The 16,267-nt window shown below is 53.8% G+C and carries 16 protein-coding genes; 7 read left to right on the top strand and 9 right to left on the bottom strand.

The window, feature by feature from the left end; all coding sequences use genetic code 11:
- Nucleotides 1-579 precede the first annotated feature (579 nt).
- The 3 genes from O9139_RS02680 to O9139_RS02670 form a co-directional block, all read right to left on the bottom strand.
- Nucleotides 580-2,010 carry a YfcC family protein gene (locus O9139_RS02680; RefSeq protein ID WP_270877909.1) on the bottom strand — a complete coding sequence of 477 codons (1,431 nt, stop codon included), beginning with the start codon at nt 2,008-2,010 and terminating at the stop codon, nt 580-582.
- Nucleotides 2,003-3,211 carry a M20 family metallopeptidase gene (locus tag O9139_RS02675; protein WP_270877908.1) on the bottom strand — a complete coding sequence of 403 codons (1,209 nt, stop codon included), beginning with the start codon at nt 3,209-3,211 and terminating at the stop codon, nt 2,003-2,005. Before O9139_RS02675 ends, O9139_RS02680 begins: the two co-directional genes overlap by 8 nt.
- 206 nt (nt 3,212-3,417) lie before the next feature.
- Nucleotides 3,418-4,311 (bottom strand): LysR family transcriptional regulator, encoded by an 894-nt coding sequence (locus tag O9139_RS02670; protein ID WP_270877907.1) that lies wholly within the window; start codon nt 4,309-4,311, stop codon nt 3,418-3,420.
- A gap of 166 nt (nt 4,312-4,477) precedes the next feature.
- On the opposite strand from O9139_RS02670, the gene O9139_RS02665 reads away from it, so the two are divergent.
- Entirely contained in the window at nt 4,478-5,461 is a 984-nt protein-coding gene (locus tag O9139_RS02665) for a ParB/RepB/Spo0J family partition protein (protein WP_270877906.1), read from the top strand.
- Nucleotides 5,462-5,489: 28 nt separating this feature from the next.
- On the top strand, nt 5,490-6,479 hold the full coding sequence (locus tag O9139_RS02660) for a zinc-binding dehydrogenase (RefSeq protein ID WP_270877905.1): 990 nt from the start codon (nt 5,490-5,492) through the stop codon (nt 6,477-6,479).
- Nucleotides 6,480-6,545: 66 nt separating this feature from the next.
- Here O9139_RS02660 and O9139_RS02655 read toward each other — a convergent pair whose 3' ends face one another.
- Together O9139_RS02655 and O9139_RS02650 are read right to left on the bottom strand one after the other, a co-directional pair.
- Entirely contained in the window at nt 6,546-7,016 is a 471-nt protein-coding gene (locus O9139_RS02655) for a hypothetical protein (RefSeq protein WP_270877904.1), read from the bottom strand.
- Entirely contained in the window at nt 7,013-8,278 is a 1,266-nt protein-coding gene (locus O9139_RS02650) for a DNA polymerase IV (RefSeq protein ID WP_270877903.1), read from the bottom strand. The genes O9139_RS02655 and O9139_RS02650 overlap by 4 nt, the downstream gene beginning before the upstream one ends.
- Nucleotides 8,279-8,450: 172 nt before the next feature.
- Between O9139_RS02650 and O9139_RS02645 the strand changes: the two genes are divergently transcribed.
- Nucleotides 8,451-9,131, top strand: a complete 681-nt coding sequence (locus O9139_RS02645) for an SOS response-associated peptidase (protein ID WP_270877911.1) — start codon at nt 8,451-8,453, stop codon at nt 9,129-9,131.
- Here O9139_RS02645 and O9139_RS02640 read toward each other — a convergent pair.
- The gene (locus tag O9139_RS02640) at nt 9,123-9,332 is read right to left on the bottom strand and encodes a hypothetical protein (protein ID WP_270877902.1); all 210 of its coding nucleotides are present in this window, start codon (nt 9,330-9,332) and stop codon (nt 9,123-9,125) included. The genes O9139_RS02645 and O9139_RS02640 overlap by 9 nt on opposite strands.
- Nucleotides 9,333-9,442: 110 nt before the next feature.
- Here O9139_RS02640 and O9139_RS02635 point away from each other — a divergent pair, with 110 nt between their 5' ends.
- Nucleotides 9,443-9,661, top strand: a complete 219-nt coding sequence (locus O9139_RS02635) for a hypothetical protein (RefSeq protein ID WP_270877901.1) — start codon at nt 9,443-9,445, stop codon at nt 9,659-9,661.
- Between the two features lie 51 nt (nt 9,662-9,712).
- Here the strand turns inward: O9139_RS02635 and O9139_RS02630 are convergent, their stop codons facing one another.
- A complete protein-coding gene (locus O9139_RS02630; RefSeq protein WP_270877900.1) occupies nt 9,713-10,486 on the bottom strand; it encodes a phytanoyl-CoA dioxygenase family protein in 774 nt (257 codons plus the stop codon).
- 137 nt (nt 10,487-10,623) lie between these two features.
- Here O9139_RS02630 and O9139_RS02625 point away from each other — a divergent pair, with 137 nt between their 5' ends.
- Complete coding sequence (locus O9139_RS02625) at nt 10,624-11,499, top strand: AraC family transcriptional regulator (RefSeq protein WP_270877899.1); 876 nt, start codon at nt 10,624-10,626, stop codon at nt 11,497-11,499.
- A 52-nt stretch (nt 11,500-11,551) separates the two neighbouring features.
- Here the strand turns inward: O9139_RS02625 and ade are convergent, their stop codons facing one another.
- Together ade and O9139_RS02615 are read right to left on the bottom strand one after the other, a co-directional pair.
- On the bottom strand, nt 11,552-13,297 hold the full coding sequence (gene ade, locus O9139_RS02620; RefSeq protein ID WP_270877910.1) for an adenine deaminase: 1,746 nt from the start codon (nt 13,295-13,297) through the stop codon (nt 11,552-11,554).
- A 271-nt stretch (nt 13,298-13,568) separates the two neighbouring features.
- Nucleotides 13,569-14,648 (bottom strand): Gfo/Idh/MocA family protein, encoded by a 1,080-nt coding sequence (locus O9139_RS02615; RefSeq protein WP_270877898.1) that lies wholly within the window; start codon nt 14,646-14,648, stop codon nt 13,569-13,571.
- Between the two features lie 123 nt (nt 14,649-14,771).
- On the opposite strand from O9139_RS02615, the gene O9139_RS02610 reads away from it, so the two are divergent.
- Both O9139_RS02610 and O9139_RS02605 read left to right on the top strand, forming a co-directional pair.
- Complete coding sequence (locus tag O9139_RS02610; RefSeq protein ID WP_270877897.1) at nt 14,772-15,665, top strand: AraC family transcriptional regulator; 894 nt, start codon at nt 14,772-14,774, stop codon at nt 15,663-15,665.
- 226 nt (nt 15,666-15,891) lie between these two features.
- The gene (locus O9139_RS02605; protein ID WP_270877896.1) at nt 15,892-16,170 is read left to right on the top strand and encodes a hypothetical protein; all 279 of its coding nucleotides are present in this window, start codon (nt 15,892-15,894) and stop codon (nt 16,168-16,170) included.
- Nucleotides 16,171-16,267 lie beyond the last annotated feature (97 nt).

Here is a 16,267-nt window from a genome sequence, read left to right as displayed (position 1 = left end):
GACTTGCTTCTCACTCGTTGTTCAGTTTTCAAAGAACAATTCTCTTTCGTTCGCCGCCGCGTTACCGAAGCAGCGAGATGTAATATACCATGTCGAAAACCTGATTGCAAGTGTTTTTTTTCGATCCATTCTTGAAGATAATCAACAAGCTCAGACTTCCTGAGAAACCCCACTGCATGTCCTGTTTAGAGGACAGGAATGACAATATACCATATTCAGGTGATGCGCGCAAGTATTCTATAAACAAGGCAAAGGACGCTGGTGTAACCAGTCATCCGAGCGCGCTCTAAGTGGGTTTTGCCCAATTGCAGAGGCGTGATGGCAGCCCAAACGAGCTGTAGTCCGGAAAAACACAGTTACAACGCGCTTTCGAAGCTTCAAGGAAGAATATGGTGTGTTTAATCAGGCAAAACCGGACTACAGAGACGGCGTGGCCAGTCATGGCTGCTCTAAGTGGGCAAAACCGGACTACGGGGGGGAGCGGAAACAGTCACGGAAACAGTCACGGTGACAGTCATGACGGCTGTCGCCTTTCTTCAATAGAAAAAGGCCGGACCTTACGGTCCAGCCCACCCTGCCTTACGTGTATTTAATTACATTAGCCACGATGATAAACACGGCGCCGATAAGCAGCCACATGCACATCAGCGGCCAGAAAAATCTAACCCACTTCTGGTAGGCAATCCCCGACACGGCCAAGCTGCCCATTAGGGCCGAAGACGTCGGCAAAATCATATTTGTGATCCCGTCGCCCAGTTGGAAAGCGAGCACGGACGTTTGTCGTGTAACGCCGAGCAAGTCGGACAGCGGTGTCATAATCGGCATCGTCGTCACCGCCATGCCTGTACCGGAGGTGATGAACACGTTCATGACGTTTTGGAACAAGTACATCCCCAATACCTGCACGGAAGTCGGCAAATCGCCAACAAGGATGGCCAAGCCGTTGACAATACTGTCAATGACATTGCCTTGTTCAAGCACGACCATAATCCCCCGGGCAAGACCGATGATGAACGCACCGTAAGCGATGCCTCGGATCCCCTTCACGAACTCGGTGGCAATCCGGCTCGGACCGAACCCTGCGCTGAACCCCGAAACAACGCCCATCGTTAAGAACAGCGCGCCAAGCTCCTCCATCCACCAGCCTTTTTTGGAAACGCCCCAAATGACTAAGGCGAAGCCAATAATAATGACCGCAATGGTCAAGTAATGCTTCAGCATCATAGTAGGCAGCTTGGAGAAATCAACGCTTTCCCCAGAGGCTGACTGCTCGAGCTCGTACACGATGCCCTGCGTAGGGTCTTTGCGCACTTTGCCTGCATAACGGACCAAGTACAAGCTCGTTACCGTAATAAGAACGATCAATAAGATAACACGCAGCCACGCTCCAGAGAACATGGGCACTTGTGCGATCGCTTGCGCCAGTCCGACATTGAACGGATTCAAAATGCCGGCGGTAAAGCCGCAGGAGGCGCCGAGCGAAATCATCGCCGTGCCGGTCAAAGCGTCGAACCCGAGCGCCCGGGCAATCGCGATTCCGATCGGCACGAACACCATCACCTCCGTGGACATCCCCATCGTAAAACCGCCGACGGAAAATAAGGTGAGGAATATGGGAATGACCCACCTGCCCTTGTTGGCAAACGTTTTGGCTACTCTGGAAGTAACCGCTTCAATCGTGCCCGTAGACGAAATGATCTGGAATGCGCCGCCGATGATGAAGATAAAGAAGACGACATCGGCCGATGCAATCATCCCGTGCACGAGCGCTTTTGGAATCTGCACAAGGCTCACTGGGCTTGGATCCACATACTGGTAAGAGCCCGTTACAACGAGGGATTTGCCAGTTACCTTATCCTTGACGCGTTCAAATTTTCCCGCTGGAATGGCATAGGTCAGTGCCGCTGCTACAAAAACAAGAATCACTAAGATGACATAAGTGTGAGGCATTTTAAACCATTTGGCTAAACCCGTTCTGACTTCAGCTTCTCTTTTTACAGTGCTATCCATGCCTGCCGTCCCCCATTCGATTGTGCTTCCATTCTTGAAACTCGCTGCGGACGCGCTCCATGGCCGCTTTGTCCGCGCATAAATCGTAGGCTGTCATGGCTAACGCCTTCGCAGCCCGGTTCATTTCCACCATACCGGCTTCGGAACCCGCCAAGGCAGCGAACTCCGGCGTATGCGTCGTAGCATCTCCGAGACGGATGTACGGATGGATCGCCGCCGTGACTTGGCTGACGTTGCCGATATCGGAGGAACCAACGCCGCCCTTCTCCGGAGGAGCTGACACTTCAATGCCCATCAGCTCTAAATTGCGCTGAAACAACTGCGCCAGCGCCTTGTTGTTGTTGCGCTCCGCATAAATGAGCCCCTCGGCGATGTCAACAGTCGCCCCGACGCCTTCGGCTGCGCAGCGCACGGCCCGGTATACCTTGTCCCGCACCACAGCCAGTTCTTCAACGGTAGCCGCCCGCAAAATAAATACCGCCTCGCACAGCTCAGGGACGACGTTCGGCGCATCCCCACCCTTCGTGATGATGCCGTGAATCCGCACGTCCTCTTTCATGAACTGCCGCAAGGAATTGATGGCGACGAAAGCGTTAATTAGCGCATCGAGCGCGCTAATCCCCCGCTCGGGAGCCGATGATGCATGCGCCTGTCTGCCATGGAACGTGAAGGTCGCGTCCACGCACGCCAATGCACCCCGCAGCACCATCGTTTTGTTCTGCGGATGGCACATCATGACCGCATCGATGCCGGTGAAGACGCCGTCGTCCGCCATGATGATTTTGCCGCCGCCTTCCTCTTCAGCGGGTGTGCCCAGCACCACGATCTTCCCCGGAAGCTGCGGATACGCCTCTTTCAAGGCGAGCGCTGCGCCTACGGCCGCTGTGCCGATCAAGTTATGTCCGCAAGCATGGCCGATCGCAGGAAGCGCGTCATACTCCGCAAGCAGCGCGATCACAGGTCCGCCGGGCTGTCCTTCCCATGTCGCGCGGAATGATGTTTCCAATCCGGCGATCCCGGTCTCGACCGCGAATCCCGCTTCCTTCAGCGGTTCGCTCAGCCACTGCTTAGCTTGATGCTCGTGAAAGCTCAGCTCCGGATTTGCATGGATTTGCATAGCAAGGTCCCGCAGTAAACCGTCATGCGCATCGACAGCGTTTTCAATCCGCTCCTTGTCCTGATTCCACATTTCAATACTCAAATGACTCCCCCACCTGTCTTTTTTGTCATGGTTTTGTCTGCATTTTGGCAGGAATACTCAGAAAATTGAAGTAACTCTAAGAACCATAGTATCGGTACGTTTCCCATAAGTACAATTCATATTTTTTTGATCTTTACCAAAAAAAAATTTATAACACAAAAAGCAGCCCTCTCGGGCTGCTGCCATCTCCCCCAAAGAAGATGTGCTTAAATAGCTGCATGTTCAGCTTTCATAAACTGTACGAAGCGGTCGACAATAGCCAGCTCCAGCGAGGTTTCCCTGTAGAGCATCCAGGTGTGCCGTCTGATCGGCTCTCCGCTTAGGCGTACTAAATCCACCGTGTGCAGCTCGTCTTGCGGGGTGACAAACACGCCGGGGACGATCGAATAACCCAATCCCTGCTTCACCATCGCCTTGCAGGTTTCATATGCATCGACCCGCATCGTAATCGTCGGCGGCGCTTGGTACCGCTCATGCCACCAGGCTTGAATCGTCTCGCTGAAGGGGAACTGCGAATGGCTCATCGCCCTCACCTTCGGTTCGCCAAAATGAATATGCGGCAGCTCCGGGAGTCGTTCCAGATCAAGCGGATCTTTGGAAATGAGGTAAATCGGCTCATCGTGCAAATGATACCTGGCATCCGGCCAATGGTATTCTCCCCGGATCACGCCGAGATGGACTTCCTCTTGATGCAGCAGATCAAGAATCTCCGAACTCAGCGCCGAAGTGACATTAAACTGAACGTCCGGGTATAGGTCTTTGAACTTTTTGAGCAATGGAGGCAGTTTATAGAGGCCAAAGTTGCTTGCGACGCCCAAACGCAGGACGCCCTTGATCTCGCCCCGCATACTTGTAATGTAATCTTTCATTTTATTCATCGCCAGCAGCGTTTGTTTGGCATATGTCACCAGATACTTGCCTTCCGGCGTGAGCCTCGTCCCTTTGGCGTACTTGACGATGATCGGCACGCCGAGCTCTTTTTCCAGCTGTTGGATCCGGTACGTTAGCGCCGGCTGCGTGATGTAGAGACGCTCTGCAGCTTTCGTCAAGCTCTGTTCTTCCTCAAGATACTGCAGCATCATGCAATCTTTCTCGTTCAAAACTTTCTCCCCTTTGTTCCAAGCGTACGAACATCACCTAAAATTTCACTTAAGTTTTACTATAATTTCCCTTTTTTCATTTTCACTTTCAACATTTATTGTATAATACTTTTGTCCTTTGACGTGTAATTATACGAAATCTACTCATACATACAGGAGAAACAACATGGATATCGTTGAAATCAAGGCGGATCTCATTGACGAAGATCTCGACCAGCCCCGCTACCAGTTTGATGAAGAAGCTCTGCAAGAATTAATGAAGAGCATTGAAGAGCTGGGCTTGCTATCCCCAATTAAGGTGCGAACAACGGGCGATGGTCGCTATAAAATTATTTATGGAAACAGGCGGTACAAAGCCTGCATGATGCTGGGCAAGCCGACGATCCCTTGCATTGTCTCCCAAGTGACCGATGAAATGGAAATTTATTTGGAGCAAGTCGCCGAAAATTTAACGCGAGAGGGCTTCTCACCGATTGAAGAAGCGGAGGCATTCGACAAGCTGCTCAACAATCCGAAGTTCAGCAGTTCGGTCAAATATTTATCCAGCAAACTCGGCAAGCCTGAAGCTTACATTAAAAACAAATGCGATTTGCTCAAGTTCAGCCATGCGGTTAAAAAGCTGATCGTCAGCGGAACGGAAATCCGCAAAGACAAGCTGACGGAAGATCAGCTGGCCCCGATCAAAGACCTGCCGATGGAGCATCGCGATTCGCTGGCATTAATCATCGCCAGAGACGAGCTGCCGGTCAGCGATGTCAAAAAAATCGCCCGCTTGTTCAAGGATAAAGAGATTTCATCCGGCACAAAAGACAAGCTGCTGTATAAATCCGGTCCTGATCTGATCGAAACCTGGTCCATTATGGAGCAGAACCGCAAAGAACGGGCCAAAACGATTGAACCGAAGGCGGCAGCTAAAAAGGAGAAAGCCGGCAAAGCGGACGCCAAATCTGCCGTACCGCCGATTGCGCGGAAACTGCAGACGCTTCTCGACGCACTGCCCGCTCATGAAACGCTGCCGCAGGCAGATATGACGGCGATGGATGCGAAGGAGAAAGAAGTTTTTCTGGACAGCATGGACAACCTCATCGAGAATTTGGAAAAGCATTTGGCGGAGTGGAAAGCCATTCGGGATGTGGCCGGCTCCAACTAATTCAATAGAGAGAAAGGTGTCATTGGGGATGTCCAACACTATGCAGGCTGTCATGTTAAACGATTATAGCGGAGGCGCAGGCATTCGTTACGGCGAGGTCGCCATTCCTGTTATTCAAAAGGATGAAGTGCTCATTAAGGTGCATGCTGCCTCAATTAATCCAGCGGATCTGCTGTTCATGAACGGCACCTACGGTATCAAAAGAGAGCTGCCCTGCGTCGGCGGCATGGAAGGATGCGGTACCGTGGTGGCCACCGGAAGCAGCGTCATCGCGCGGATGCTCAAGGGCAAGCGGGTGGCCTTCGTCTCCGAAGGCTACGGCTCATGGGCCGAGTATACCAAGGCCAGCGCAATGACGTGCATGGTGCTGCCCGACCACGTTTCGGACGAGCAGGGCGCCGTCTTCTTCGTCAACCCGGCGAGCGCCTTGGCCATGATCCGCATAGCGAAGAAGCAGAAATCCAAAGCGATCGTACAGACAGCCGGGGCCAGCGCGCTCGGTAAAGTGCTGGTCAAGCTTGGTGAAGCGCATGACATCCCGATTATCAGCATCGTGCGCAAAGAGGAGCACGTGGAGCTGCTGCGCAGCATTGGCGGCATACATATCGTTAACAGCCAGTCAGACGGCTTCGAGGATGCGCTCGAGCAGCTATGCAGCCAGCTTGGCGCCACCGTCTGCTTCGATGCCGTCGGCGGCGCCTTGACCGGGACTGTCCTTTCGGCAATGCCGGACGGGTCCACCCTGTACCAGTACGGACTGCTGAGCGGCGGCGCGACGACCGTGCAGGCGGACGACCTCGTCTTCCGCCGCAAGCAGATCGTCGGGTTCTGGGCGTCTGACTGGGTTAAGACGCAGTCCATTTTCGAGCTGCTATCGCTGCAGTCGGAGATGAAGAAATGGATCGGCTCCCGGATTCAAACGGAGATCAGCCAAACCTTCCCGCTGCAGCAAGCTGCGGAAGCGCTCGATCAATATCAGCGGCAGATGACCGCCGGCAAGGTGCTGCTGCTGCCTTAGCAAGAAAAAGTAACTGAACGAGTTCAGTTACTTTTTTTTATGAAAATAGGTTTTTAGTTTGGAAGGCTATTTCTCCTTCAAAATGCGCCCCATCGTTTCTTTAACATATTTTTTTAACTGGACACTAATTTCTGAGCGCATCACATCACGCGTCATGCCAAACCGGTCCTCGAACCCTCTGCACAGAAACCGGTGGTACACGATCAAATCCGCTTGTTCGTCCCCGATAACCTTGATGTTGCGCTTCGTCAATTCCCGCCGCACTTCGTACATGTCTTTGCTGATTTGGTTCATGATCACTTGGCCGGCCGCCACGTAAAATTGTTTGAGAATGTTCGTGCTGTGCTCAATATGGTCTATGCTCTTTTGCACCATCGTAAGCATATGCGGCAATAAGATGTAGTCACGGATCATAGCGAGCTCCTCTGATGTGGCACGAGTCGTCTTCTTCAGTTCATGCCGATTGTCATATTGCTCTTGATGTTCAGTGAGCAGCATCTTGGATTTCCACCTCTCATTACCGTCTAATTTGCTCATTTGTAATGCCCCCCGATCTGTTCCCCTCGTTCTCTTGCTACGCCGGCTGCCAATAGAGAGGAGGCGCGCATAATAGCGACACTGCCAAATCGATCCTTGATCTCGTCCGTAACTCTTTCCAACCCGTAGGCTTTCTCCCGGTCTTCAAAAAGGGTAAGTTGATAGACGCTGTCATCCACCAACTGCGTGAGCGAAATATGCAGATGGCTTACAGGCATGCCGCTCCAAAATTTGTGAAAAATCTCAAGCGCGGCCGCCGCGACTTCATGCGATAAAGACGTGGGCTGCTGCAGCGTCACCTGCCGATGAAATCCCGTAGTCCGCACCCCATCGGTCTCCCCTGCGCCAACGCTCACCACATAGCCCATATATCCGTGCTTCCTGCTGCGGCGGCAAACCTCCACGACCAACTCCAAAAGCACAACCTCAATATCCTCAAGCTTACGATAGAGGCTGCTGCGGAGCGCCTTCCCGTGGCTGATTGATTTCAATTGATTGCGAATGCCGGGTACGACCGGACTGGGATCGATCCCCCGCGCGGTCTGCCAATAGTACTCTGCTTGAATATCACTCTGCTTCCCCATCTCAAAACGCATGCGCCGCTTGAACTCCCCCAATTCCAAACGGGCGATGTCGCCAATCGTATTTAAGCCCATTCTCAAAAAATGACGCGTCATCCGCGACGCCACCATAAACATGTGGTGTACGGGTAACGGCCACAAATCCGATTCGATGTTCTCATAGCCAAGCTTGAATATGCCCTCAGGCCTTTTTTTAGCGAAATTGTCGGTAGCCATCTTGGCTAAAATTTTCGTCGGACCGATGCCGCAGCGCGTCCAGACACCGGTGGATAGCTGCACACGCGTCTGAATTTGCCGGGCAATCTCTTCCGGAGGGCCGAAGCATGCCGTAGAGCCGGTCACATCGAGAAATTGTTCGTCAATGCTGTACGGTTCAACCTGGTCGGTAAACGATTCAAAAATCTCCGTAATGAATAATGAAATGCTGATATAAGTTTGCATCCGCGGGCGAATGATGTTGAGCTCCGGGCATTTCGCGAGCGCCTCCCCCACCCGTTCCGCCGTAGTCACGCCGCGCAACTTGGCGACGGGGCATGCGGCGAGTATGATGCCTGACCGGCGAGCGGGATCGCCGACGGCTACCGGTTTATCTTTCAGTTCAGGATGGGCAGCCTTTTCAATGGATGCGTAAAATGATTGTCCGTCGATCAGAAAAATCGTCCGTTCAGGAGCCTGCCTCATTCACCTGCACCTCCCAAAATACAGATCGTATGTTCGTGTTTTTACTACATAGCTTATTATATACCGAACATACGCTCTATATTCAAGAATATTTTTATAGAAAATATGTTAGCGATTGGTAAGTTTTACTGGGGCGTACAGTTCGATTATACTTGGAAGAGAGGTGATGAAGATGTGCGGCCGTTATACATTAACGATCAGTTTAGAGGAATTAATGATGCATTATCATCTGGAGATGGAGCTTGACCGCTTTCACACGCCAAGGTACAATATCGCGCCGATGCAGATGGTGCTTGCCGTCATTCATGATGGGCGAACAAATAAAATGGGCGAGCTGCGCTGGGGGCTTGTCCCAAGCTGGGCCAAGGATGAGAAGCTGGCGAGCGGCATGATCAATGCGCGTTCGGAAACGCTGCTGCAAAAGCCGGCTTTCAAGACGCTGGTCTCGCGCAAACGCTGCATCGTACCGGCAGACGGTTTCTATGAATGGAAAAAAAGCGGCTCATCCAAACAGCCGATGCGCATTGTTATGAAGGACCGGCAACTTTTCAGTATGGCCGCGCTCTATGATACGTGGGTGAGGCCGGACGGAAGCAAAGTCAGCACCTGCACGGTCATTACGACAACGCCGAACGAGCTGATGGAACCGATTCACGACCGGATGCCTGTCATTTTGCGGCCGGAGGACGAGCAGGTGTGGCTGGACCGCGGCAATCAGGATGTCGGCCTCCTGACCTCCCTGCTCCAGCCGTACGCTTCGGACCGGATGCATGCGTATGCCGTGCCCAGCCTTGTCGGCAATGTCAAAAACGAAACCGCAGCGTGCATCGAAGAAATGCCAAGCTTACTCTAATGCCGCATTGCTTGGCGCCTGCTCGGGGCGGAATCTGCCGGCCCTGACGAACCACAGCAAGGCCAGCAGCTGCACAGCGGCAGCGATATAGAACGGCAGCGCCCCGTGGCCCCGATCGATCAGATGCCCGAAGGCGCCGGGCCACAGCACCACACCGATCCGCAGCGAAATCGTCGCCCCGCAGGAGCTTCGAAAGCGCATGGGCCGCCATGCTGCGCAAGTGATGCAGCTTTATGCGGACAGCGAATGATCCGGCAAGTTTCTGATCATATTAACGATGTCAGAAAATCCAGATTATAGGAGGAAGATCGATGTCCGACCAACGTTCCGAACAGCAGCAAGCAGCCGAAAGAGCGGCTCATAATGCGGTTGCCGATGCCCTCAGCAACTTGAATAAGGCGCAAACGGCGAACAATCACCGCCGTGATACGATTCAGGACGCCCATGAGCAGCTGGATGCCGCTCAAGCGCAGTTAGCCAAAGCGCGGCTCGGTGAAACCGGCAGTGCAAGCGAAGATACACTCTCTTAATAAAAAAGCAAAAAGCGGAAGAGCCCCTTCCGCTTTTTCCCATTTTCTCACTCACACAATCTTAAAGTTCGGCTTCACCTTCGTAAAATGGGGGTTTTCGCCGCTCACCATCAGCCCCATTCCCCAGTCAAAATGCACATTCTCCGTCGGGAAGTCGCTGGGATCGCGGTACTGGAACAGCACGTTGCGCCGTGAGCGCTGGCTGCGATTCGATTCCGAGCCATGGATGGTTAAATAATTAAAAAACAGCACGTCGCCAGCTTGAGCGGGGCAAGACAACCCCTCTTTGATCGGGTATTCCTTATGATTCAAGTAATAGGCGCCTACATGCGGCAGAGAGCCGACGCGATGAGACCCGGGAATGACGCGCAGGCAGCCGTTCTCCTCATCGGCATCGTCAAGATGCACACTTGCCGCCAGCATTGTATGCTTATCATGCGGAAAATACGGATAATCCTGATGCATCGGAAAAGCTGCTCCGACTTCCGGCGGTTTGACGAGCATTTTGGAATGATGCAGCTGCACGTTCGGACCGATCAGACGAGTCAACACAGCCCGCATGTTCGGATGCACGACGGCCCGCGTGAACGCGGCATCGTGATAGTGCACGTCATGGAACCCTTTGAGCACCAGCTTCTTCAATTCCTCCGGGGGCATGTAATCGCCCTGCCAGGCGGCATTGCTATCCGCCTTGGACTGCGCCGCACGGGCGATGATGTGATCCACCGCCTCCCTCATCTCCGCCACTTCTTGTGAATGAAACACACCTTTCACCAGCAAGTACCCGTTTTCTTTATAAAAATCTGCATCTTTTTCCTGAATCATGACCATTTCCTCCCGCCCATAGGATGGTACCAAACCTTATTCACACTTATAATTATAGGGAGTTGGACTTGAACTCGTCTTTTTTGAAATCGGACATCTTTTTGTAAAATCAGGACATCTTTAGAGGTGGTTCGAGCATGTATCTCTGTAAAGAAACCAGCTTGCTCTTGAACGAAATCGCCCTTGTGCTGGACGGCAGCGAAGCTTGCTTCCAAGTGCATTACTGGGGCATTGCTCCCGCTTTGCCCAGCAATCCGGTGCATAAGCACTCCTTCTTCGAGATTTGTTATGTGATGGCGGGCGAGGGCACCTATACCGAAGAAGGGGTCGATTATCCGCTTCGGGCAGGCACGCATTTTTGCTCCAGGCCAGGGGTTACGCATCAAATTCGTACGCAGCATGGCTTATTTCTGCTGTTTGTCGCTTTCGAACTGGATGAGAAGCGGTCCAGCGATGCGATGCGCGCAGCATTTGGCCGCTTGGCTGAGCAGGCCGATGTGGTCGTACATGACGGGGCGCAGCATCCGGCGGCGCACTTATGGAAGGCGCTGCTGATTCGTGATGACGCGGGGTGCAATCTCCCGCTAGCCGCCACCCCGCCGCTGGCTCAGGCGCTGCTGCTGTCATTCCTCACGCTGTTCGGTGGCAGCGGGCATATGCGGCATCTGGACCGCGCACACGCGAACCTGCTGGTCCAGCAGGCCAAGCTCTACATTCGCGATAACTTGTCGCAATCGCTGGGGCTGAAGGATGTCGCTCATTATTTGAACGTCTCCGAGCGCCATCTGTCCCGATTATTCGCCGCAGGCATCCATGAAAGCTTCACCGACTTCATCCGGGGCGAGCGCATCCGCCAAGCGGCGCACCTGCTGCTGCACAGCACGCTGTCTATTAAGGAAATCGCTGAAGCGACCGGCTTTTCGTCCGTGCACTATTTTTCGCGGGTATTCACGGAAAGCAAGCAGATGCCGCCCGGCAAGTTCCGCAGCCTGCAAGGGCAGCTCCCTTCATGAAAAGAACCCGCGCAGCTGTGTGCCGCAAACGGGTTCTTGTGGGAAGCCTGCTTTACTCCGCCTCCAGCAGAATATGCTGAAACCGTGTGACATCAAACAGGCCGAGATCGGTCAGCTTCAGCGCTGGAATGACCGGCAAAGCCAAAAACGAAAGCATCAGGAACGGGTTAAAATCGTCTCTAGCTCCGATTTGTTGCAAAGCGGTGTCCAGCTGCTTCAGGCCATCATATACATCCTGATAAGGGCTGTTCGCAATCAAGCCGGCAATCGGCAGCGGCAATGCAGCGAGCACCTGGCCGTCGGCGATGACGACCAGACCGCCTTGCATCTCTTTGAGCTTATTGGCCGCTGCGACCATGTCCTCGTCATTCGTACCGGCAATGATGACATTATGCGAATCATGGGCCACCGTCGAAGCGATCGCCCCTTTCTTTAGACCGAAGCCATGGACAATCGCGAGGCCAATATTACCCGTATGGTGATGGCGCTCGATTACAGCCAGCTTCAGCAAATCTTGCTCCACCGACGGGCGGAACTGCCCACCGGTATTATCGACTTCTTCAACCAGCGGCTCCGTGATCAGGCTGTTCGGTTTAATCCCGATGACATGGGCTTTGCTGCTGGTGAGCGGCATGTGCAAATCTTGAACGGTAATATCCGCGAACCGCACCGTTTGGGTTAAATCCGCAGCGGCGCTCGCCGCATGGAAGGAGGCAGCCGCAGGAAAATCAACCAGCTCCCCGCGCTCGGCCACTAAGCGCCCATCCTTAAAGACATGGGTAATGGACAAGGCTTCAAGCTCGTCGATGAACAACATATCGGCTTGATAGCCTGGCGCGATCGCTCCTTTTTGCGTAAATCCAAAGCATTCCGCTGTGTTTAATGATGCCATTTGAATAGCTGTAATCGGCGGCACGCCCCTGGAAATCGCCAGGCGGATGTTATGGTCCACATTGCCTTCTTGCAGCAGATCGTCGAGCAGCTTGTCATCCGTGACGAACAGGCATCTTCGGGCATTGTGCGGTGTAACCGCTGGAATCAAAGCCTCCAAATCTTTGGCGACCGTGCCTTCCCGGATCATCAGGTACATGCCGCGCTGCAGGCGCTGCTTGGCTTCTTCGACGGTAACGGCTTCATGATCGGTCCGGATTCCGGCCGTCAAATACACGTTCAGGTCCATCGCGCTCAAGCCCGCTGCGTGGCCGTCAATCTTGGCTCCTTGGCGAAGCGTCTCCGCCAGTTTGTTTACCATCGATTCCTCCCCGTTCAGGACGGCGGGATAGTTCATCACTTCGGCCAGACCAATCACCCTCGGATGCTCATAAAATGGAGCCAAATCCGCAATCTCCAGCCGTGCCCCCGCATGCTCAAAATCAGTTGCCGGCACGCACGATGGCAGCATAAAGTAAAAATCAAACGGCACGCCTTCCGAGGCATCCAGCATGTACTGAATCCCTTTGGTGCCCATGACGTTCGCAACTTCATGCGGGTCGGCGACAATCGACGTAACGCCGTGCGGCAGCAGCACTTTGGCAAACTCCGCCGGTGTCAGCATCGCAGATTCGATATGCACATGCCCGTCGATGAACGCCGGCGCTACATATTTGCCGCCCGCATCCACAACAGCATGGCCGCTGTAAGCGCCGATGCCGACGATGATCCCATCGGCAATGGCAATATCCCCCTCGATGATTTCTCCGTTGAAGACATCAATGATTTTACCGTTGGTGATCACGGTATCCGCCGGTTCTTTGCCGGAAGCGACAGCGATTCTTCTTTTATATGCATCCAAAAGCATTTGGGTCAGCTCCTTCATAGGCTTGCTTTTCATAGATTTGCTTGTATCCATTCCATCTATATTCTCTTTTTCCATGCAAAATATCCTCTATTCGGCAAAAAGAAGCCACTGCGGGGCCGCCTTCCGCGACTCGCAGGTCGCAATAGCGGAGTGCCGCTTCCGCTGCCGGCGCTGCAGCCCCCTGATGGAGCTTTCCCCACGACAAAAAAAGCATAACCAAGGCCGCTGCCTTGGTTATGCTTTTCCCTTTCCCCTTTTCCCTACAACAAGCTTAATCCAAATTCCAATCCAGGTTCACCGCTTGACCGGTTCTGGAAGACTCATAAATCGCATCCAACACGAGATTGTTCGTAAATCCGGTTAATGCAGAAGTAATCGGCTGTTTGCCATCGCGGATACAATCGAGGAAATGACGGCTCAGGCGCAGACGCTCGCCTTCATCATTCTCCGGCTTGCTCAGCTCCGTTTCGATCGCACGATCGAACTTCTCCGTGAGCAGCTTGCCTTTCGGTCCTCTGTAGCTAGCTCCGCCTTCAGAGCCCATTAGATGGATAAACGGCGTATTATCCGTGTCCATATGAACGGCCCAGCTAACTTCGAGCGTCAGCGTGCTGCCGTCTTCCATTTTGATCAGCGCTGTCGCCAAATCTTCAACATCATAGACGCCGTTCCAATCCGGCTTGCCCCAAGTGCCAATTCCTTTGCGACGCGGGCCGAATTCCGCATATGTGGAACCAAAAACCGATACCGGCTTCGGATTGCCCATCAAATATAACGCCAAATCCAGCATGTGCACACCGATATCGATCAGCGGACCGCCGCCGGATTGATCCATCCGCGTAAACCAGGTTCCCCAGCCTGGGATGCCTTTGCGGCGGAACCAGCCGGTTTTGGCCGTGTAGATTTTGCCCAGCTCGCCTCGTTCAACTTGCTGCTTGATTTGCATCGGAACCGCTTCGAAGCGCATTTGATGCCCGACCATGACCACTTTATCCGACGCCTTGCTCGCTTTCAAAATTTGCCGAGCCGCATCGGAATTGATGCCCATCGGCTTTTCCAACAACACGTGCTTGCCCGCTTCGATCGCTTGAATCGCCAGCGGAGCGTGATGCTGGTTCGGCACGCCGATAATAACAGCGTCGACATCTGCGCTATGGATCAGCTCTTCCGGAGATGCAGCTACTTTGGCGATGCCGAATTCTTGGGCTCTAGCTTCAGCCAGCGGTGAATAAGCGTCCGTAACGGTCGTAATTTCGCAGCGGTCCGCCAGTTTGGAGAACTCCTTCATATGAACGCCGCCAATATTGCCGGCTCCGATAATTCCAATTCTTACTTTTTCTGATGCACTCATGTATGCCCCTCCAACGTCTCATTTTCTTTCTATCAACTGCTCACTTGTATGTTAAAATATATTGGAGAGGAAAACGCACCTTTTTCTTCGGAAAACATCTTAAGTTTTCGGAGGCACGAGCTGATGACCCACTTTCCTGAATATCTGAAAACGTATCCAAATATGGATACCTCATCTCCGCTGCATATCAAGGTTAACCGGCTGCATAACGGTTACCGCGCTCACCGCCACGACTATTTGGAGTTCTCTTACGTCTTGGAGGGCAGCGGCTCGGAAGTGATCAACAATGTGCGCCATCCGATGGTGCCGGGCACTTTTACCTTCGTGCTGCCGTATCAGGTTCACGAGATTTTTACAGATCCTGGGAGCACGCTCGTCTTGTTTAACTGTGAATTCAGCATGGACCTGCTCATGGAGCCAGGGCAGCATGGCGATTTATCGTCGCTGATCAAAGACTTCCATTCACTGCAATCGTATGCCCAGTTCGCGGGAAGCGACAAGGAGCGGATGGAAATGCTGATCAAAGACATGCATGAAGCCTACAATGGCGATGAACTTTGGCGGCGCACGTTTTTGCAGATCAAGCTCAAAGAGATTCTGATCCGTTTTGATCGTTTTCGGCGCAGCAGTGAGGCAGCCCCTGTCAGCGATGCCCGGGATGCCCGCCAGCCGTCGAAAGTCAGCGCCTCCACGTGGCCGATCATCCACTACATTCACCGCAACTATCAGGAGGAGCTTACTTTGAGCGATTTGGCCGCCAAGTTCTCGATGAGCATGTCGCGCATCAGCGAAGTGATCAAGCAGACGACGGGGCAAACGTTCGTCCACTTCCTGCATGATCTGCGGCTGCGCCATGCCTGCAGCCTGCTCGTGTCAACCGACATGAGCGTGATTGAGATCGCGCACGAAGTCGGTTATGGCTCTTACAAAACGTTTTCACACATTTTCCGTGAAACGAAGGGGCTGCCGCCCAAAGACTACCGCAAACTGAAAGTTGCGATGGGCGGCGGCGAGTAGGCGCCACGCGCGGAGCGCGGGCCGGGGCACCCGCTAGGCGAGCGGCGCTGGGCCGCTCGGACCGAGCCCCCGTGAGCCGGCGAACGCGATGCTGCCAGCGCCAGGCGCGCGTGGGCGGAGCAGTTGTGCCGGACGCGGCCCTGGAGCGTGGCCGAGGCGGTGCGCCGAGCACCCCACCAGGCCCGGCGGCCCCTCGCGCTGCGACCACTACCGCTGCAGTCCGGTTTTGCCCAACTGCAGCAGCCATGAGTGGCCCGCCGAGCGCCGCAGTCCGATTCCACCCACTTGCAGCGAGCTTTATGCGGCTAGCCGAGCGAAACAACCGCTGCAAGTGGGTTTTTTCGGACTACGGCTGCCCCCACCGCCAAATCCGCTGCTGCAAGCCGGCAAAATCGGACTAGCGCAAAAAGTCCGCCTCGGACACGTGCGGACGGCGGGGCTAGGCGGCCCCTCGCGCGCGACCACTACCGCTGAGTCCGGTTTTGCCCAATTGCAGCAGCCATGAGCGGCCCGCCGAGCGCCGCAGTCCGATTCCACCCACTTGCAGCGAGCTTTATGCGGCTAGCCGAGCGAAACAACCGCTGCAAGTGGGTTTTTTCGGA

The sequence above is a fragment of the Paenibacillus aestuarii genome (assembly GCF_027789125.1).
In the GTDB taxonomy this organism is placed as follows: domain Bacteria; phylum Bacillota; class Bacilli; order Paenibacillales; family NBRC-103111; genus Paenibacillus_E; species Paenibacillus_E aestuarii.
Note: the sequence above shows the minus strand (reverse complement) of the source record. Positions and strands in the feature narration are given on the sequence as shown.